This is a genomic window from Flagellimonas algarum, assembly GCF_040513375.1.
GTDB classification, from domain to species: Bacteria; Bacteroidota; Bacteroidia; order Flavobacteriales; family Flavobacteriaceae; genus Flagellimonas_B; species Flagellimonas_B algarum.
This window is the reverse complement of record NZ_JBEVTG010000001.1, coordinates 923625-944976: the sequence shown is the minus strand read 5'-3', so window position 1 is coordinate 944976 and position 21352 is coordinate 923625. Positions and strand designations below refer to the sequence as shown.

The window sequence follows — 21352 nt, the reverse complement described above, 5'->3', positions numbered from 1 at the left end:
TGATTTTTCAATCGATATTCCCAATAAGAAACATCTTGGGAATCTTCAAACGGAAATCTCATGAATTTCCATGGTTTTATCAAACACGATAAGGGGTTAGCTAACACCAAATACACTTTTACTTATCACAAAAAAGTTGTTGATCGAACTTATGAAAGGATGTTTATAAGTTCGCTATCTGCTTCATCATGAGGATGGAATACAATTCACAATCGGTAGATAAAATCTCTTGATCGTTCAAAACAAATAAAACTCCAAAAACTTATTCCATTTATCAACACACCATAATCATTATCATTTTATTAAAATTTTAAAAAAGAAAAAAAAGGATTGTTATGTATTGTTTATATCTGTTGGCAACCCTGACGATTCAGCCCGCGAGGTGGATTTTAATTTGTAATTTTCGCCCATGTCTAAAAAGAAACGCAGGGCCAAGAGCCAGCGCAGTAATGAAATAACGAAAGGGATCTTCACTATTCTTGAGAAGAATCCCTCGAAAAGCTATAACTACAAGCAACTGGCCTCCCAATTGGGTATTCGGGATACTAAGGACCGAAACGCCATAATCAAAAAGCTGGGGCAGTTGAAACAAAAAAAGCGGATCATTGAAGTCGAACGTGGAAAATTTATGAAAGCAGCCAGTTCCGCGCCGGTCTTGGAAGGCGTCATCGATCTCACTTCAAGTGGAAATGCCTATCTGGTTGCAGAAGGAGTGGAAAATGACGTTTTCATCGCCGCTTCGGACTTGAACAGGGCCTTTCATGGAGATCGCGTCGAAGTACAGATTAAACAAAAGCGGGGTTCGAAACGTCAAGAAGGTATCGTCAAAAGGGTCTTAGAGCGGAAAAAGGAGAACTATGTAGGTATTGTCGATAAACAAAAAACCTTCGCATTTATTCGGCCGATGGACAGTCGGATGTATACCGATATTTTCGTTCCTATTGAAAAGCTGAATAAAGCCAAAGATGGCGATAAGGTACTCGTTGCTTTGGGAATGTGGCCTGATGATGCCGATTCACCCTATGGTTCGGTTTTGGAGGTTTTGGGAAGACCGGGAGATCATCAAACGGAGATGCATGCCATCCTTGCCGAATATGGGTTGCCCTATGAATTTCCACATGAAGTGGAAGCGTATACCAAAACCATTGACATGTCGATTCGACCCGAAGAGATCGCTAAGCGACGTGATATGCGCCAGGTTTTGACCTTTACGATAGATCCCAAGGATGCGAAGGATTTTGATGATGCCCTATCTTTTGAAATTCTTGAAAATGGAAATTTCGAAGTCGGAATCCATATCGCTGATGTTTCCCATTATGTAGAGGAAGGCTCCGTACTTGACGAAGAAGCTTTTGACCGTGCGACTTCGATTTATCTGGTAGATAGAGTGGTCCCAATGCTTCCTGAAGTGTTATCGAATCAAGTATGTTCGTTACGGCCCAATGAGGAGAAATATACCTTTTCAGCGGTGTTCGAAATAACGAAGGAGGCGAAAATAGTGAACCAATGGTTTGGGCGAACGGTCATCGATTCGAACGAACGTTTCGCTTATGAAGAAGCACAGCACATCATCGAAACAGGAAAAGGGACCGTCCCAAAAGAAATTTCCATACGAAAAGCGGCCTATGAAGTGGATGAAAGTATCGTTACGGCCATCACCAAATTGGATGCCTTGGCAAAGATCATGCGCAAGGAACGTATGGGATCCGGGGCGATTTCGTTTGATAAGATCGAGGTCAAATTTTATCTGAATGCCGACAATGATCCCGAGGGGGTTTATTTTAAAGAGGCCAAGGATGCCAATAAGTTGATCGAGGAGTTCATGCTCTTGGCCAATAAAAAAGTGGCGGCCTATATCGGGAAACAAGTACCTAAAAAAACGTTCATATATCGGGTACATGATGAGCCGGATATCGAAAAGCTCATGGCATTGAATGGGGTCATCTCAAGATTCGGACATCAGGTCGACCTTCGAAATCGTGAAAACGTAAGTGCTTCCTTAAACAAACTATTGAAGGATGTTAAAGGAAAAAAGGAGCAGAACTTGGTAGATACCTTGGCTATACGGAGCATGAGCAAGGCAGTGTATACCACTGACAATATCGGGCATTACGGACTCGCTTTCGATTATTACAGTCATTTTACCTCACCGATACGCCGATATCCAGATGTGATGGTACACCGATTGTTACAGCATTATTTGGACAAAGGAAAGTCGCCTAATGAGCAGCTTTATGAAGAGAAGTGCAAACATGCTTCTTCAATGGAGCAGTTAGCGGCCAGTGCCGAGCGGGATTCCATTAAATACATGCAAATCCGATTTATGGAACGCCATGCTGATAAAACCTTTGTAGGCGTTATTTCAGGGGTTACCGAATGGGGCATTTATGTAGAAATCGTTGAGAATAAATGTGAGGGCATGGTTCGTATCCGTGATATCAAAGACGATTATTACGTCTTTGACGCTTCACAATATGCCATTGTGGGTGAACGTTTCAAAGAAACCTACCAACTTGGTGATGAAGTGGTCGTTACCGTGAAGAACACCGATTTGGTGAAGCGACATCTTGATTTTAACTTAGTAGGTAAAAGAGAAGCGGTCGTTTTGGAAGCGTAACCGTCTTCATCAAACGGTAATTAAAGAACGAATGCTATGAAAAATGGATTTTTGATTCTTACCACCCTCTTTTATGTTGCCCTGGCAGTAGCCCAAGACGGGAAACTGACGTTGGAATTGGAGAAATTCGATGAATTAAAGGCCTTTGATGGTATCTCGGTACGTTTGATACGTTCCAACACGAATAAAGCCGTCATAAGTGGGGCGAATACGAACAAGGTCGCCATTGTCAATAACAAAGGCCGTTTGAAGATCCGTATGGAAATCGATAAGATATTCAGTGGATACCGCACCTTTGTCGATTTGTATTATTCCGAAACCCTGAACATCATTGATGCGAATGAGGATGCACGAATCTATTCCGACGAAATGATCAAGCAGCCGGTGTTGGATCTGAGGGCCCAAGAAGGCGCGGAAATCGAACTGAGTTGTGAGACCGAACAAGTATTGATCCGTGCGATTACCGGTGGGGATGTGTATGCCATGGGATCCTCTCGAAACCAGGATGTCACGATCAATACGGGAGGGAGTTACCTTGCACGACAGTTGAGAACGGAATTCACGACGATTTCCGTCAACGCAGGTGGCAACGCCGAAATTTTCGCTACCAACTATGTCAAGGCCGATGTAAAAGCCGGCGGTAATGTCAAGGTCTTTGGCAATCCTAAGAAAATCGATAAGAAAACGGTTTTCGGGGGAAAAATCATAGTGGGCGATTAGTATGTGGGAAGATATCCAAGCAGCGATTCCTTTAGGGTTCTTACTTAGTTTTATGGTAGGCCCTGTCTTTTTCGTCTTGCTCGAGACCAGTGCGACAAAAGGTTTTCGAGCAGGGGTTTCTTTCAATATCGGGGTGATTTTAGCCGATATCCTTTTTCTAATCATTGCCTATTTCAGTAGTTTCCAACTTCTAGAAAACTTGAGCAATCAACCAGGACTTTATGTTTTCGGGGGGATGATATTGTTGGTTTATGGATTGGTGATTTTCGTTAAGAAAGCACCGAAGAAAGATCAAGTCAAAGCCTCAAAGGGAACCTATGTCGGGTTAATGGTCAAAGGGTTTCTGCTCAACTTCATCAATATCGGTGTTCTGGTGTTCTGGCTAGGGGTATTGATCATTGTGGGACCAAGTCTTGATAATATCCCGAATCGAATCTTTATTTTTTTCGGTAGTATGTTGGCGACTTATTTCATTACCGATCTTTTTAAGATCATTTTGGCCAAACAGCTCAAACGGAAATTGACCAAAGAACGGATCGCTTATATCAAAAAAGGCTTGGGTGTCGTATTGATGGTCTGTGGATTGGTGCTCATCATCAAAGGGTTTCTCCCAAAAGACCGCTTTAACATCAAAGACGGTATTGAAAGGATCAGTGAACAAAAAAACCCAACCTAAGTTGGGTTTTGGATGAGGCATCGAGCGGATTCGAACCGCTGTACAAGCTTTTGCAGAGCTGTGCCTAGCCACTCGGCCACGATGCCAATTATGAAGGGCAAAGGTACGCTTCTTTTCGGGCTTTACAAATAGGGTTACCCCCTTTTGAGCTCTAAAACCACGGCGACACTTTCGACATCCCCTCCAATCGGTGGATTGATTTTCGAAACGCTTACCTCGGCGTCTGAAACTTCTTGGAATTCCACGAATATCCGATCTAAAATGCGCTGGGCCACATGTTCCAATAACTTGGATTTGATGGCCATTTCTTCCTTGACGATATTGTTTAAATGCACGTAGTCGACCGTGTCGACGAGGGCATCGGTCTGGGCAGGTTTTCGAAGATCGGATCGCACCTGAAGGTCGACCCTATAATCGCTACCGATAATGCTTTCCTCTTTTAAACACCCATGCCAAGCATGAACGCGAATGTTGTTGAGTTTGATAATGCCCATGATAAAAAGTAAAGGGCAAAAATACGGTAAAGCCGTGAATTGGTCAGTAGGTACAACGGCAATTGCTGATCCCTTGAAATAGGTCCATACCGACGGTCACGACATGGGTACCGGTGCTGTAGCCCAAGATTTCATTGGTGATCACCTGATAGGAATATCCGAAGTAGAAATTGCTTTTCTTCATCCCTGCAATCGGTGCGATATACAAGGGCGTTCCGATTTGGTCGTTCAAGAAACGATACGTCAGCCCGAGATAGTAATAATCTTCGAAATCGTGAAAGCGGAATTTTCCGTTTAGGTCGGTCACCGAACGGCCATCACTTTCGAACCACTGGAAGAAGACCGAAGGTTCGAATTCGATGCTGCTGTTCTTTTTCATAAAACGATACCCCGAATACACGTAGTAGTTCCTTAAGGTATTCGGTTCGAAAACCGGGTTGAATACACTCAGATCTTTGTTGAGGATATTCGATGCATTCGCGCTGAAATAAAATTTATCATAGCGGTACAACACGCCCAAATCGAAATTGTGGTTGGTGGTCGCACGATCATCGGTAACCGTAGGATCGTTGTTGTTCCTGAAATTTTCGATATCGATGCGGAATTGGTTGAAGTTGTACGAGATACCGAACGAAAGGAATTCGTCTTCGTAGCGATCGAGGGTCAAGTGGTGTGCAAAAGAGACCCTAGAACCCCGTTGTTTGGTTTCCCCATTGCTATCGTTGTACAACAACATACCGATTCCCGATCGGTTTCCGATACGGGCATCGGCCGCTAAGGTCTGGGTATCGGGCGCGTCCTCGATACCTACCCATTGGGTCAAACCGTTCAAACGGACTTTGATATGATCACCGACACCGGCGTAGGTGGGCGACATCAAAAAGGGGTTGTCAGCAATATATTGCGACAGCTGGGGTATGGTCAACTCCTGGGCATTGACGGAGGCGGCCAGTAGCAGGGAGAAAAATAAGATTCGGGTGTTCTTTAACATGGTCTACTAGGTTAATTCCAATTGCATTAGCGATATAGGGTAAAATGTCCAACGAACTCCCTGTCATCATTAGCTCCTTTTAATTTGATGACATACCAGTAATCACCGGAAGGCAGTTCTTTATTTTGGTACTTTCCATCCCATCCTTGGTTCCCGTAGCCCATACGATAGAGCTCTCTACCATAACGATCAAAGACTATCATTAGTATGTTGGGGAACGCTTCAATGTTATCGGGCAACCAATAATCGTTGGTTCCGTCATTATCAGGGGTGAAATAGTTCGGAATTTCGATATCGATGAACTCCATAAAGATTTCCGCAACGACCTCACATCCATTCTGGTCTACGACGCGAACCGGGTAAGTGTCGGTTCTGTTGATGAAGAAAGTGTTTTCGGTACCGTTATCGATTCCATCGAAATAGAACGTATAATCTTGGAGTCCACCCGTGGCTACAGCTGTGATTTCATTGATGTTGTTCTGTTCCAAAACAAGGGCCAACGGTTCGAAGTCCTCGATTTCAAAATCAATGGTATTCATACAGCCATTGGCGTGGGCAATGGTGATATAATGTTGACCAGGTGTCAAGTTGGTGAAATCGGCGGTCAATTGCATATCAAGCGGGTCGGTCGAATCCATTGCGAACAATACATCGGCCACCACTGTCGGATCTTCAAAAGTGATTTCCAATCGATTGTCGGGCAATACCCCGGTACATTCGTAAATAGGGGTTACCGTGGCATTGAGGTTGACCCCAGGGTCGATGTCAACGATGATGTTGGTTTCGCAATCTTGGGCATCCCTTACGAAAATCACGTAGGTTCCTGCCGCCAAATCGGTAAAATTGGTCTGATCGACCACGAAATCAGCATCATTGTTTGAATTTAGACTGGTTCTGTAGGGTGCCGTACCACCGCTGATGGCGATTTCGATAGCCCCATCGGCACTTCCCTCGCATACTTCGTGTAAGACACTTACGGTACTGACGTCGATCGGCAGGGGTTCTGCAATAGTGAACTGGAATGGAATAAAACAACCATTTTCGTCTTGTGCGATGACATCGTAAACGCCGGGCGCCAAATCGGTAAATACGTTTTCAGTATCGAATTGGTTCAAGTTCGGGGTTATGGCATACAGGATTTGACCCGTACCCCCAGATACCTCAACGGTAATGCTACCGTCGTTCAATCCAGAACAACTAACATCGGTGAATTCCTGTCTATCGATTTGAAGCGGTGCCGGATCTATGATGCGCACCAAGGGCGAAACGGCCTCACAATCGGCACTGACCACCCTGATATAGTAATCACCGGCCGTCAAGCCGCTGAATCGATCATCCGCTTGGGGCCCCGCCAACAAATTGGTCAATGCTGCATCGGAATACAATTCAAAACTGTAGTTGCCCAAACCACCCGTAACGTTGGCAATAATGGTCGCAGAGGCTTCTCCCATGCAGTTGATCACCGCTGCGGAATCATCAATATTGATTGTCAATGGCGGAACGGCATCAACGGTGATTTCATTTGAAATCATCGCGACACAGCCAAAGGCATCGCGCACATAGAATTGATAACTTCCGTCAGCAACGCTGAAGGTATGGGTATTCCCTCCGCTCATTGGCGTAAAGGAAATGGCGTCGGTGCTATATTCATAAGGAGCGGTTCCCCCATTGGCCGATAATTCAAGTACGGCTTGGTTGGTACAGCTCAAAGGACTGATTTGGATCAATGAAGCGACCACTTCATTTGGTTCGCTTATGGTAACTTGTGGGGTTTCGACACCACAGTTCCAACCGTCCGAAACGGTGATACTGTAGATTCCTGCACCAAGGTTGTTGAAAATAGGACTGGTTTGGGTTCCACTACTGATAACGATGGTGGCACCTGTGCTGTCGTAGGTGTTAAGCTGGTATTGGTATACCCCTTGACCGTTCAACACATTGATCGCAGTGACCGTGGCATTGGTGTCACCAAAGCAAGCCAAGGTAGTGGGTGTCGCATCGATATCGGCTGTAATCGGGAATGGAGCAACAAGGCTGGCCGCCCGGTTGATGACACAACCTCCGGCATCCGAAATCTGTATGTTGAAGTTCCCTTCAGATAGCCCGGTGAACACATGGCTTTGCACATTGTTCATCGAATAAACTTGTGATGTCGTGGTGTTCGTCATTACGATGGAGTATGGGGCATATCCTCCGTTTGGAGTTACGATGATTTCACCTTGATCATTGGAACAGGTTACGTTGGCGCCTTCTATAGCGGTGGCATCCAACGCCATATCCGGAGAGGTAATGGTAATAATGTTCGAATCCTCGACACAAAAAGGATTGCCGGTTTCGGTCACTCTAACAAAGAAATTACCTCCAGACAAACCGGTAATGGTCAATGGGTTCGTCGCGGTATCACCGCTCCCGGTCAACACGCTGGCCCCGGCCTGGGTAAAGACCTCATAGTCATAGGCCCCGGTATACCCCGTTAGGTTGATTTCGATGGCACCGTTGGTGTCTCCGAAACACAATACAGGGGCTACGGCCGTAGCCACGACATCGATCAGATCGTATTCGGCGATGGAATATCCCACATCCACATAACAGCCCGTAGTCGTATCGGTCACCCTAAAGGTGTAATTCCCTGGAGCAGTAAGGTCAAAAGTGGCCGTAACATTGGTCGGCGTCGCGGTCAAGGTTCCGTTCGCATTAGGAACAGGCAAAAGTTCATAGGTATACGCATTGGCCAATACACCATTGTCGGTAACGGTCAACAATACTTCTTCTGGATTCGCACAGCTTATAGCGGCATTCTGACTGATGGCCACGCTGAAACTATTGATTGTCAATAGGTTCACATTGGCGGTGGTGGTACAGCCGTTGGCGTCCTCAACAAACACGGTCAGGTTTTGGTCAACTCCGGTATCGAGGATATCGAAAGTGTTTGAAGTCTGGAAGTTAATGTTGTCCAGACTATAAAGATAAGGGGCGGTTCCATCAACGGCACTAACCGTTAGCACTGACCTATTCACGGTGTTGTTCGGAAGACATGCAAAGGATGTGGCGTTTGCGGAAGCAGCGAGCGCGTTCGGTTGGGTAATCGTTATGTTCATGCGATTCGAGCAAGCACGCGCGGAAACCGCTTCGATTTGATAATTACCAGCAACCAAACCATTAAAACTAGGGTCGTTTTGTGGACCTACCAGCAAGGTGCCCACACCGTCATAGAGATTGTAGGTATATGGCGTATTGTCATTTACACCCGCAGCTTGGGGCTCCAATACGATGGTAACGGCACCATCACTTCCTCCAAAACAGGAAACATTGGTGATGACCGGGGGATCGAAAGTGACCGGGGTCGGCGCGTCCAGATCCTGCGTTATCGTTTCGGTACAGACAGGGCTCGCGGTGTCCAAATCCTGGATGACAAAGGTATAGGTCCCGGCTTGGGTCAAACCTGTAAACACACCGGTAGTGTTGTTTTGGGTAGTCAGGCCGTCAGGGAAGGTCACGGTGTAATCCAAATTCGTCGAGCCACCAGTAACCGTAATGGTTATTTCACCACCCGGACTAACCGAACAATCGATGGGCTTGACTACCGTGGCCACGGCATTCATTTCTTCATACAACAGCACGGCTGCGGTGGTAAAGGTACACGACCACTGGTCAGCGATGAAGACCTCATAGCTACCCTCGCCTAAACCCGAAAAGACAGGACTGGTCTGTGGAGAACCAACGGTAACACCGTTGCGGATCAATTGATAGGTGTAATTACCGTTCTGTCCACCGCTTATACCGACCACTTCGATTTCGCCTTGGAAATTCGTACAGTTGTCTTGGTTGACCTGAAGGGTGGCGGTTATCGGTGTGGGGTCGGCCAAGGTTTCGTCAGGGAGCTGTACCGAACAGCCGTTGGCGTCGATGACCCAGATTTCATACGTACCCGGCCCTAAGTTGTTATAAGTTGAGGTCGCTGAATAATTGCTCGGGTCGTTTGGATCCGGATTGGCGACCGTACTCACATAGTATGAGTAACCACCCCACCCACCAGCGGAGTTAATGATCGAAATGATTCCGTCATTACCCAAACAACTGATTGGGGTCACTTCTGCCAAAGCAGTCAGCGTGGCTGGTGGACCTGCAATGCTAAACGTCTGTGTGTTGCTACATTGTGGGAAGTTCGCCTGCGTCACCTCAACGATATAATCGCCAGCAAACAAACTGATGGGTGCGGTCGGACCGTTGGTCCCGAAAGAGCCGGTAAGTACGGAGATATCATCAGCCGGATTCGACGGGGTGCCATTGGTGTCGAAGATTTCCCAATCGATCGGCCCTGAATAGGTGCCGTCGATTAATTCGAAAGTGACTTCCCCGCTTTGGGTTCCGAAACAGACCACATCGTTGAGCACGTCAACGGCAATGGTGAAGGTGTTGGGGTTCGCCAAGGTTTCCGAAGCGGTAATGATACATCCGGTATCAATATGCCTGATCAAGAAGTTATGTGTTCCAGCATCCAGACCGGAGAACACGTTCGATACTTGGTAGTTGGTACCGTTATCGATGCTGTACTCAAATCGCGAGGGATCTGAATTGGTCGAGGTTACCGTAATGGTGATTTCACCGTCCATACCGGGATCACAACTCAACGGATTCGTGATTGCGGCCACCGCGGTAAGCAATTCATCATAAGGTTGGATGGTCGCTGTGGTCGTTCCTATACAACCGTTGTCATCATATACGTTGATGGTATATACCCCTCCGGCAAAATCCGTTTCAATATACGAAGTGGCGCTGCCGCTCTGAACGACGACCGGAGCTTCGATCGGAACCGTATTGGGATCATCTTCCTCAATGAACTCATAAATTACATAAGTGCCTGAACCCCCTGTGATACCGGCATCATCGATAGTAATGGAAGCAGTTCCGGCCGTGTTCCCTGCCGTACAATTGAATTCAACAATACTCGGCGCAGGCACCGATATTGCAGCCGGCTCCGTGATGTCGATGTTGAAGATATCACTAAAACAAGAGTTACTACCTGTTCCGCGAACACTATAAGTTCCTGGAGGGACGTTTTCAAAAGTGTTGCCATTAAGTACAATGCCAGCCGGCATTGGACTCAAGGTATAGGTTAGCGGCAAGATGCCGTTATCGACCGCACTGAGGGTAATCGTACCGTCAGACGCCCCATTACAGGTGACATCGGTATGGATTTCCGTAAAGCTTGGAAGCGGTGCGTTTTGTACATCGACCACTACGGATTCAAAACAGTTGGGTGGTGTGGTGCCTAGGTCATAGACAATGACGTTGTAACTTCCCGCAGCACTGGCCCCCGTCCAAGTAAAGGGATTTGAAGGCAAAGCGGTACGCGCTTGGTCGATAGCCCCAGGACCATCGATTTCATATTCGTAGGTTCCAGAACCGGAATTGACCGTTATTTCGATTTCGGCATTGGCCGCGGCACCAGGTTCACAATCGAGTTCTACAGTCTGAATGGCCGTGAACTCCAATGGAGGTTGGATGTCCAAAGGTTGGGTGTCCGTACATCCATTCACATCCCTTACGGCAATGCTTTGTCCAAGACCGGAACTTAAGCCGGAAAGGGTAAACTCATCGCTGGCATTGAAGGTGAATGGCTGGAAGGCACCTCCGTTCAAACTATATTGAAAAGGCGGAAGGGCCGCCCCGGGATTGGTCAAAGTGATCAACACCTCGAACATGCCCTCATCGGCACATTCATCAACGATGGCCAAGGTGATCTGCGGACTTGGATCAAGGTCGACCGTTACATTATCCGATTGAATACAATCATTGGCATCCTTGACATAAACCGTATAGTTTCCTGATTCGACGTTAGCCGATGTGGCCGTAGTCCACCCAGCTGAGGCTGCCGTAGGCGCAGGATCTGTAGCCAACAGGTATTGAAATTCATAGGGCGCGGTTCCGAATTGTGCCGTAGCGGTAATGACACCCGCATTGACAGCACAGTTATCATTGACCGGTGATGCAGCCGTCACTTGTAGTAGGTTGGAAGATTCGGTAATGGTAAAATCGGGCGAACTGATGCTACAGCCGTCATTGACCCCACCCCGCTCATAAAGTAAGATGTAATATACGCCTTGGGGCAATACCCCGAAATTGTTGATGGTAATCGCACCGGTCGGTGGATTGACCGCCGCGGTTCCCGTAAAGCCAGTCGTTACATTCGATTGGGCATTGAATATTTCATAGTCTACGGTAGTAGTCGAGGCATCGTAATTATCAAAGGTGAACGATACGTTTCCGTCGGCCGCACCCGTACAGGTAATGTTCGCTTCGACCAAAGAAGTGACCGTCATGTTCGAAGGCGAATTTATCGGTGCCGATGCACTTTCAAAGTAATAGCACATGGTCGTGGTGTCATAAACCACGAAGGTGTACGTAATACCGGGGGTCAAACCGGTAAAGGTGGCTGTATCGGTATTGCCGACCGGCAAAGCGTCGGGCCCCACATAGGTGCTCGAATAAGGAGCCGTAAAAGTTTCTAGGATGGCGAATTGGTAGTTGCCACTTCCTACTGCTGAATTCACTGTGACTACGGCCGTACCTCCAGCGGCGCAGCTTGCGGTGATCGCCGAGACATCAATGTCCAAATCGTTCGGCGGCGATGCGATGATATTCGTCGTAACCAAAGAACACCCGTTGGCATCGACTACATCGACTTCATAAATCCCGAATTCCAAAATGGTGAAGGTATGGTCCTCACCCCCCGCAGTGGTCGTGTAGGTAGACGCATAGCCGTTGTTGCCGGTCAAGTGGTAGGTGTATTCGGCGGTACCACCGGTCACGCTTTCGACAGCGATCGACCCTGGGTTGGTGCCTCCGCCAAGGGCGTCACAGGTAATCGGCTGCAAATTAATGGTATAGGCAATAGGGTCCGGTTCGGCAATGGAAACGGCGAAAGGTGCTGAAACACACCCATTGTCATCGGTAATGATCACTTCATAATCTCCCGCAGGTAAGCCAGTCGTCTGTGTTCCGTAATTCGTTGGGCCATTCGTTTCGACCACATTGATAACATAGGGTGGCAGTCCAAAGGAGGTGTCGATGGTAACATCAAGTTGGCCCGTGAGGTCGCCGTTACATAAAATGTTGGTCGGCACTACATTCGAAATGACCGGGGTAACGGCTTCATTCACCGTTATCGGATTGGTCACCACCGTACATGCAGTGGGTGCCGTGGTATCGGTGACCCGAAAAACAAAGGTCCCGAAAGTGTTGGTCGTAAATACGTTGCCGGTGAAATTCGTATTGTTATACGTAGTACCGCCATCGTTTGACCATTCATAAGTATACGTTCCGGATCCGCCGGAAGCCGTTACCGTTACGGTCGCATCGACCAAACAGCTAAGGTCATTGGTCAAGGCCGCTGTGGCGGTCAAGGCCGGGTTGATCGTTACCGACTGCTGTACGCCGGTACATCCGAACCCATCGCGAACATCGATAGTATAGGTACCTGAAGTCAGGTTAGTAAACGTGTGGGTGGTCGCTGTTGCGGGCGTAGGTACGATCCAAGGCCCTCCGTTCAAACTGAACAGATAATCCCCGTTTCCATTAGTCACATCCACTTGGATGGTGCCATCGCCAGCCCCACTATAACAAGTGGTCGGTGTTGCCGTGAAGGTTAAGCTTTGTGGCGCGTCGACCACCAAAGCGGTGGCAATGACGTCTTCACAGTTGTTGGCATCACGTACTCTGACAACATAACTTTCTCCTGGATTGTTTGCCGCAACATTGGTGAATATGGGCGAGCTTTGAAAGGCAGTGGCCACTCCGATGATGTTCACATATGGAGCGGTCAAATCGGCGTCATCGCTGATTTCAAGTTGGTATTGGTAAACCGGAGTACCCCCACTGGCCACAGCGGTGATCGTTGCGCCGGTATTGTTACAGCTAAAGATATCGGTAATGCTCGCGCTTACATCCAATGTCGCGGGTTCGGTCAGGGTTTGGTTTAGGGTCACCGTACACCCGGCAACGGGATCATTGACGTCCCTGACTTCGATAGAATGGGCTTGTGCATTAAGTCCTGTCAAGGTTTGTGGACCAAAAAACGGACCGGAAAACGCACCCCCGTTCAAACTGAACTCGTAGCCGCCCGCACCATAATTGGTCGCATCGATATCGATTGTTCCTGAGGCATCGCCATTACAGCTGAGGTTGGTAAACCCGATAATGGATGCGGTAAAGGCATTGCCGGCTTCGACCAACACATTTGCCTGGGTCGTACAATCACTGCCATAGTTTACCGTAACGGTATGGTTGCCGACCGCTACGTTTGCAAAAACGTTGCTGGCTTGAAATGTGCCTCCATCAAGACTGTACGTATAAGCGGGATCATTTGGGGATACCGTAATGGTTCCGGTTCCGTCGCAATCATAAGCCAAGGTGAAACTCAAAGCGGGTTCCGTCGGCAATGGGTTGATAACGATGACAGGCAAGCTCAGTACGCAACTAATCTCATTGGCATCACGCACTTGTACGGTATAGGATCCGTTTATCAAACCGGTGAACACCGTACCTCCTGTTGTAGCTGCCGTCCAAGCACCCCCATTGAGGCTATATTGGAAAGAGCCAGACCCGCCATTGGTGGGTGTTACACTTCCTACGGTAATCTCACCGAACTGTAAACAGGTATAGGCTTGCGTCAATTGTGCTTCGGCCAGCAACTGCGTAGGCTGGTCGATCGTAACGTTTAGGGTCGCATCACAGGCATTCGCGTCCCTGACACGAATGACATAATTTCCTGACGTTAGGCTGAAGAAGTCTGAACTGGTTTGATAATTAGCACCATTGTCAATGCTAAACTCATATGGGGCCTCCCCTCCGGCCGCAGCAATGGAAATAGCGCCATCGCTTCCACCGAAACAACTCACATCGGTAAGGGTAGGCGTGATCGTGATCGGGGCATCTTGAACTACGGTTAGATCAAAAACCGCTTCACAGAAACCTGCCGCACCGGCGTTGTCACGTACATAGACATCATAATCACCAGCACCGGTTACGGTTACCGGGTTTGTGGTTGCAAAATCACCAGGGGTCACGGCCACTCCATCCGCCACAATAGCGAACACATAGTTGCCGTCACCACCGGTTGCGGTAATGTCAACATCCGTGGTCGTACCGCAAGCGGTAATATTCGGCGCTGAAGCGGTCAAGGCCAATTCGGGGTTGATGGTAATGGTTTGCGAATCGACACAGTCGTTTCCATCACGCACATCGACGGTATAGGTGCCAGGACCCAGACCCGCAAACACATTGTTCGTGTCAAAGGCCCCTCCGTTCAATCGGTATTCAAAGTTTCCATCGCCTCCTGCCGTTACCGTAGCGGTTATGGTCAGTCCGACCAAATTGTCGTAGCAGATATCGTTAGGCGTCAAAAGCAGGGTCGGTGCCACAGCGGCATTCAACACGAAACTGTCGTTATCCGAACAACCGTTGGCGTCGGTGACCGAGACGGTATAGGTTCCTGTCTGGTTCAGATTGTTAAAGGTGCCCGATGCATTCGTAAACGTAGTGGTACCATCAGGGTAGGTGATTTCAAAGGAGTTTCCACCCCAACCGCCAGTGGCGCCCAAGACGACGCCCCCATCATTGATACAAGTGGGTTGGGTCTCAGAAACCGACAAGGCCAAGGCGGCAGTCGGGGCCGCTATGGTGACATCGGCCGTGGCCGTACAATTGGTGGTGGTATCGGTAACGGTAATGGTATACGTGCCGTCATCGAGCCCGGTAAAATCCAGCACCGAATTAGTCTCGTTGCTTCCGCTAAAGGTCATCGGGCCGGTAACGCTATAATCATAAGAGGTCGAAAAGCCGGAAACGGTGTACCGCAGCGCACCATCGGTGTCCGTGAAACAGCTGATGTTCGATACTAGTTGTCCAACCACTGCAATGGGGGTCACCGGGGCAATGGTGAAGTCTTCGGTATACGAACAGCCCTTGTCGTCAGTTACCCGAAAGGTATAGGTGTCAGGGGCAAGTCCATTGAAATCAGCAGTTGATCCGCTGGTCGAACTAGTTGCTATCGAGACGGGCGCGATGATTTCAAAAACCAAGGGAACGTCGCCCCCAGTGGCAGTAACCGTAACATCGGACACCTGGGCCGGGCAATTCGGCGCCGTAGCCACAAAAGCAAGGTCCGTTGGCGGGTTCAAAGGGTCGACCACTATGGCATTCGTAACGAAAACACATCCGTTGTCATCGCGGATGGAGATGGTGTAGTTGCCATCTATCAGACCGGAAAAGGAGGTAGCCGTTCCAAAATTCACACCGTCGATGCTGTATTCGTAGGGCGCAGTACCCCCTGAAACACCTTGAACTTCGATGATGGCATTTTGGAGACAGGTATAGTCTTGTACTAGTGCAGCGGTTCCGGTAACGCCGTCTGCAGGACCTCCAATGGTAAAGGTTTCGATAAAATCACAGCTGACCGCACCCTGGCTCTGTGTTAGGGTCAAGCTGTAGTTGCCCTGCCCTAAACCAGTAAAAGTCCCTGAAGTATTGGTGGCCGTTGAAGTGTCCGGATAGGTTAGCGTAAAAGAGACCGAATATCCATTGCTGTTGGTCACATTGACCGAAAAACTTCCATCGGCCAAACCGAAACAGCTCTCATCCGTTTGCGATACGGTATAGGTCACTGATGGGGCAACGGCAATATTGACGACGTTTGAAATGGCGTGGCAGTTGTTGGCATCGACCACAACGAATTCGTAATCCCCGGCTTGGGTGGCGTTAAAGAAGAAATCATTGGCGATTTGGTAGGCTCCTGCCGGAATACTCGCCACATCGGCGTATAGATCTACTCCATTATAACTCCAAATGGCATAAAAGTAATCGGGGTTTGGAAATCCACCTGTGCCCGTGACATTGATGATCCCGTCCAAACAATCGATTGGTTTTGTGGTTACTGCCGTAAGGGCAAGATCGCTCACGTCATTGATGATGACCTGTTCGGCATAGCTACAGCCGTCATCAGTGGTCACCAACACATCGTAAGTGCCGTCATTCAAGTTTTGAAACGTGTAATTGTTATCGGTAGACGGGCCGAAGGTGTCTACGGTAACCCCACCTTGCGAAATTTCATAATAGTATTGGGGCTCGACATCCAAAGCGGAAATCGATATTTCCCCTAAGCCGTTACAATCGGTGTCCCTTGTGGTAATATCCACTTGAAAATTACGCTCCAAAATGCCGATGTTGTCCAACATGAATACACAGCCGTCAACAACACCTTGTTGTCTGATTTCAACGCGATAAGCACCATTGGTGTTGATATCGAAGCTTGGGTTGGTATTGTATGGGGTAATGATGGTTCCGTTCGTGGCATCGACCAATTGGAACTCATAATCGACCGGGATGTTGGTCACGGTAATGTTTCCGGGGGTCGTACAGATGATATCGCGACTTGTATATTGTGGGTCAAGTGGATTACTGAACACATTGAAATAGAAGCGGCTGAAGCAGCCATTTTGGTAGTTGATCACCAGGCGGTATTGCCCAGCGGCAGAGGCCACATAGTCGCTTCCAGTACCGACGGTATTCCATGTACAACCGTTGTCTTTATTGGCACAATCAGGAGTGGCCGCAGCACAGCTTGTTTCGTCCAATTGTTCCCATTCGATGCTATCAGCATCCGGGATGTTGATTTGGATCAGTTCAGTATCGTTCAATCCACAAAGGAACACCTGGGGCAGCTCTTCGCCATCATTAGGGCAAACGAGGATCTCGCCTTCGACGGTGTTCGAGCTGTCATTGATCAGTGCGGTAATCGGGTTCGATTGGGTAGCCCCGAACAATTCGACAATGATGATTTCTTGGAAACCCTTACACGGATCGGCCACTTGCTTGTCTACGATGTAGGTGCCTGTGTCGCTGACCAATAGGGTGCTAGGATCGCCATCGGGATCACCGTCGTTCAAAATGGTATCACCCGCATCGATGGTGCGGTCGCCGTTGTTGTCCAAATACCAGATGTAGGCATCGAAGTTGTTACCCGCATCCAGTAGAACATCATCACCACAAAGTTGTACGGTGCGCGTGAAATCACAGCTTTCAAGGTCGTCTAGCAAGAAGTTGGTCGCCCCTGGAACCGTGTATCCGCAAGTATCGAAATCGGTGACACTGGGGTCATCGGTGATGACGGCCGTATTGATGATCCCTTGATAGGTCGAATAGGCGAGATTTTCGATCAGGTCTGTACAGGCGTCGATGAAATCAAAGCAGTTTTCAGCAACCTGAACGCGCATACGAATGCTATATTCAGGGTCGTTTTCTTCGACAAGATCGTCAGGAACGGTAAACGTAATAGTACGTGATGGGGCATCATAAACATAGGTCACCCCAGGAGGCAAACTCAAGGAGGTCTCATCTAGGGTTACGTTGATGGGCAGCACGTCACGGATGCTATAATTGGTCGCGTCGTCGTTTCCGATATTTTGAAAAGTCAGCACGTAGTCTAGGTATTGGCCTAGATTCACACCGGCCCCGGTAATGTCGTTTCCGGCAATGTCCTCTACCCTCTTTTCCAACACGATGTTGGGTTCGATGATTTCTACATTGAAGGAATTAAAGAAGGGGTAAAATTGATCTCCGTTCGTAGAAAAACGAAAGGTGGCGGCAGTTTCTCCATTGGGAATGACCGAATTCGCCGGATTGCTTAGCAGAAAGATATCCGTATCGAACCCCAAGGTATTCAAACTTGCAGGGTTGCGGTTGGTGGTTGTCACACCATCAAGCGTGATGTTGCTATTGAAAAAGTTGTCCGTTGGGTTCGAAGTGTTGCCGATTGCCGTGAAACCGGTGCTACTCGAGGCTTGAATACTAAGACCATCACCACTGATTCGAAAATCCCCTTCAAGGGTAGCGGCACCCAAGTCTGCGATTACGGGTCCGACCGGAATCGTTTCAAAGCCACTGTAGTTGATATCGACACTGTTCGTGCCATTAACCCTTGCGAAACCATCGAAGGTTGAAATCAGTTTCCCGGTCAAAGTCGGGTTTTCATAAACGATGATCAAGGTCCACCCTGCGGCAGACCCACCGCCCGGAGTAAGGCCCCCGGTGGTCGCGCGAACGTTGGCGACCGTGTATTCCCCTTGGGGGTCGGCCAAAGCCGTCACCAAGGCGGTTACATCGGCATAGCAAGCGTACGGACTATTTTGGCGCACGGAACTATCCGTACTCGTAAAGCCATCATACAAGACCTCATCTGCGGTTACATCAACGTACGCACCCCCTGGCACGCGAAACCGGACTTGGTTGAAATCATTTTGACGCCCCGTACCTACAGATACGGAGTTGGGCGTATAAGTAAAACCATCGAAGGACCCATTAGCGGTTGCGCTAGGGTAGGTGGCCGACCAATACAATCCGGCATACCGAATGAGGTTACAATCGGTTTGGGGAAAGGTAAATGTCGATGAACTTGAACTAAAAGTCGAGGGGTCGCCATCAACATCAATGTACTGCATTTGCTTGTAGTCATTGTAATTGGTGAACCCACTATTGTCGTCATTGGCACCTGACCAACTGCCGTCGTTCAAAAGGTTGTTGTAAGGGTCGTTCGGACCTTCTCCGGCCGTACCGCTATCCCGGTTTAAGATGTTGTTACCGATAAAGGTAAGATCACCCCGAAGGTTGTTCTGATAGCGAACCTCAAAGGAATTGTACTCTTGTGAGTACAGCCCAAGAGCGCTTAGGCCAAATAGAAAAAGGCAGAGGGTATGCTTCGTAAAACGGTTTCCCATTTAGCTGATTTGGTTTGGTTTGACGCGCATGATCCACATCGGGTCGACATACGAGTCATTTAGTTTGGAGTAGTATGAGACCAAGGCATTGGTCCATTCGTTATGCCGCTTTAAATAGACATAGCGATAGTTGTTTTCAGGGTTAATGAAATAGCTTGCGTTCAGCCCTTTGGCATTAAGGTGGCGAACGAATCGGTTGGCGTTTCTTGGGTCTTCGAATACATTGGCGATGATATAAAAACCAGAGGCCAAACCTTCGATATCCAGGGTTTTGTATTGCAGTTGCTGGGGGTTTTTCGAGCCGGTCACGTTCTTTTGCAGCACATCATCACCATAGTCGGAGTTTGAGGCAACAGCGGTTGAACCATAGCCTTGGCCGGTGGCGTTTCCTTTGACTTTCATCACCCAGGTCTTGCCACTGTAGCTACCGTCCATTCCCGTGCGGTAGGCCGCGATGGCTTCGTTTTTGTCTTGGTATTCGTTAATGTATACGTAGTTCAAGCCATTTTTAGGGTTAGTAAAGTAATCGGCCTCGATACCGTCGGCCCTTAACTTATCGATAAAGGCATTCATGTATTTGGTGCCCTTGTAGACATTGGCGATCAAGTAATGCCCACTTTCCACTTCTGGGATGGAAAAGGACTTAAAGGAAGCCTTGCGGCTTTTACGGACCACCTTATCAACTTGGGTTTTGGTGTTTTCGACCACTTCGATTTCCGTCGGTTTTTTGGTGACCGGGGTCTTCATGTCCTTTAGCGTAATGATTTTCTTGGCCGCGGTCGTATTGGTCAAGCCATGGTTTGCGGCTGGCATTTTTCGGGATGAGGCGATTTGGTCTTCCTCCTCCATGTTGGTGAAATAGAGTTTTTTGGCCTTTTCTTCCAGCTCTGGCATTTGGCCCTGGGTTTCACGTTTGACCATGCGCATGACGGTGGCGAAGCGTCGCTCCAAATCTTTTTGTCGGTTTTGCTCAATAGAATCCTGTCGGTAGAGTAACTCGTCAAGAATGGCGTCGTTTTCAGCCAATTTTTGCTCCAATTCGGCAATGCGTAAGTCTTTTTCTGTTAGTGACAGGTTCTCGACCGGCACGGGTTCTTCCTCTTCGTTGCTGACCAAGAGGTCGTTTTCTTTTTCGAGCATTACCCGATCCTCGGTAAGGTTAGGTGTGAAGGAATAAGCCAAAGAGATTTCATGATTGACACCGAGGTCGGCAAAATTATTCGACAAGCCTTTTTCAATGGTATACCCTAAGGATATCCGTTTGTTGAGGTTGAATCCGACACCGGCAGCGGCACCATAAAAATCATCGTAACCAGCCTGCAACCAGCCTAGTTTAGGAAGGTCAAGGATTAGACTTCCCCCTAAAGAAATATCATCACCACCAATACTGCTTACCCTGGCCAATGGCATGAGCCGACCTTGTTCAAGAATGCCGGAAGCATTTTTAAACTGATGGGTATATTGTAGGTGGCCGGTAAAGGTCTTTTCATTGAAATCGGTAATCGATTCACTGGTTTTCAAGTTGTAGTCAAAGAGGTTTTCAGCGAATACCCCGAAGTCAAGGTTCCCATAAGACAGGTTGAATCCGGGTTGAAAGGTAATCAACGCGCTATCGTCAAGGGCGTTTAATGTAGGGTCATCGTCGATCGGGTTCGCGCGACCTTCATTGAAACCACTATTGTAATACGAGAAGTTGGCCCCGAAAGTAAAGTTACTCTTGTCGCTTAACTTAATACCATACGCATAGTTGGCCAACAACCCAAAATTGTCGATCAAGCCTTCACGCTGGGTGTAAAGGCTAAGACCGACACCACTCCTATCCCCTATCCTACCACTATAACTGAGGAAATAGGTTTGGTTGTTATCATCAAAAGATACCGATTGGTTTCTATGAAAAAGGTTGATATAGGATTTGTCTTCCCTAACGGTCGAAAACGTTGGATTCAACAAGAACCTATTGAACTTCAAAAGGTTTTGTGAAGGCACATCGTAAGCGATAAAAGGGGTTTCTTCCTGGGCCCTGATCGAGCTGAGGCCAAGAAGAACGATTGCTAGTAGTAGGTAGGAATACTTTTGCATTTT

Annotated in this window: 7 protein-coding genes and 1 tRNA gene; 3 read left to right on the top strand and 5 right to left on the bottom strand. The window is 48.1% G+C overall.

Translation table 11 applies throughout. From position 1 onward, the window contains the following. Positions 1-409 precede the first annotated feature (409 nt). From rnr to ABV409_RS04375, 3 genes are read left to right on the top strand one after another with little or no spacing between them, the layout of a single operon-like run. Positions 410-2617 carry a ribonuclease R gene (gene rnr / locus ABV409_RS04385; protein ID WP_353876330.1) on the top strand — a complete coding sequence of 736 codons (2208 nt, stop codon included), beginning with the start codon at positions 410-412 and terminating at the stop codon, positions 2615-2617. A 36-nt stretch (positions 2618-2653) separates the two neighbouring features. After that, the gene (locus tag ABV409_RS04380) at positions 2654-3337 is read left to right on the top strand and encodes a head GIN domain-containing protein (protein WP_353876329.1); all 684 of its coding nucleotides are present in this window, start codon (positions 2654-2656) and stop codon (positions 3335-3337) included. A gap of 1 nt (position 3338) precedes the next feature. Further along, the gene (locus tag ABV409_RS04375) at positions 3339-4013 is read left to right on the top strand and encodes a LysE family translocator (protein ID WP_353876328.1); all 675 of its coding nucleotides are present in this window, start codon (positions 3339-3341) and stop codon (positions 4011-4013) included. 15 nt (positions 4014-4028) lie between these two features. Here the strand turns inward: ABV409_RS04375 and ABV409_RS04370 are convergent. The 5 genes from ABV409_RS04370 to ABV409_RS04350 all read right to left on the bottom strand — a co-directional run bounded on the left by ABV409_RS04370 (position 4029) and on the right by ABV409_RS04350 (position 21349). Beyond that, positions 4029-4099 (bottom strand) — tRNA-Cys (locus ABV409_RS04370). A gap of 48 nt (positions 4100-4147) precedes the next feature. Continuing rightward, a complete protein-coding gene (gene folB, locus ABV409_RS04365) occupies positions 4148-4507 on the bottom strand; it encodes a dihydroneopterin aldolase (protein WP_353876327.1) in 360 nt (119 codons plus the stop codon). Between the two features lie 43 nt (positions 4508-4550). Then, on the bottom strand, positions 4551-5498 hold the full coding sequence (locus ABV409_RS04360; RefSeq protein ID WP_353876326.1) for a PorP/SprF family type IX secretion system membrane protein: 948 nt from the start codon (positions 5496-5498) through the stop codon (positions 4551-4553). A gap of 26 nt (positions 5499-5524) precedes the next feature. Beyond that, on the bottom strand, positions 5525-19270 hold the full coding sequence (locus tag ABV409_RS04355) for a T9SS type B sorting domain-containing protein (RefSeq protein WP_353876325.1): 13746 nt from the start codon (positions 19268-19270) through the stop codon (positions 5525-5527). Then, the gene (locus ABV409_RS04350) at positions 19271-21349 is read right to left on the bottom strand and encodes a PorP/SprF family type IX secretion system membrane protein (protein WP_353876324.1); all 2079 of its coding nucleotides are present in this window, start codon (positions 21347-21349) and stop codon (positions 19271-19273) included. Positions 21350-21352 lie beyond the last annotated feature (3 nt).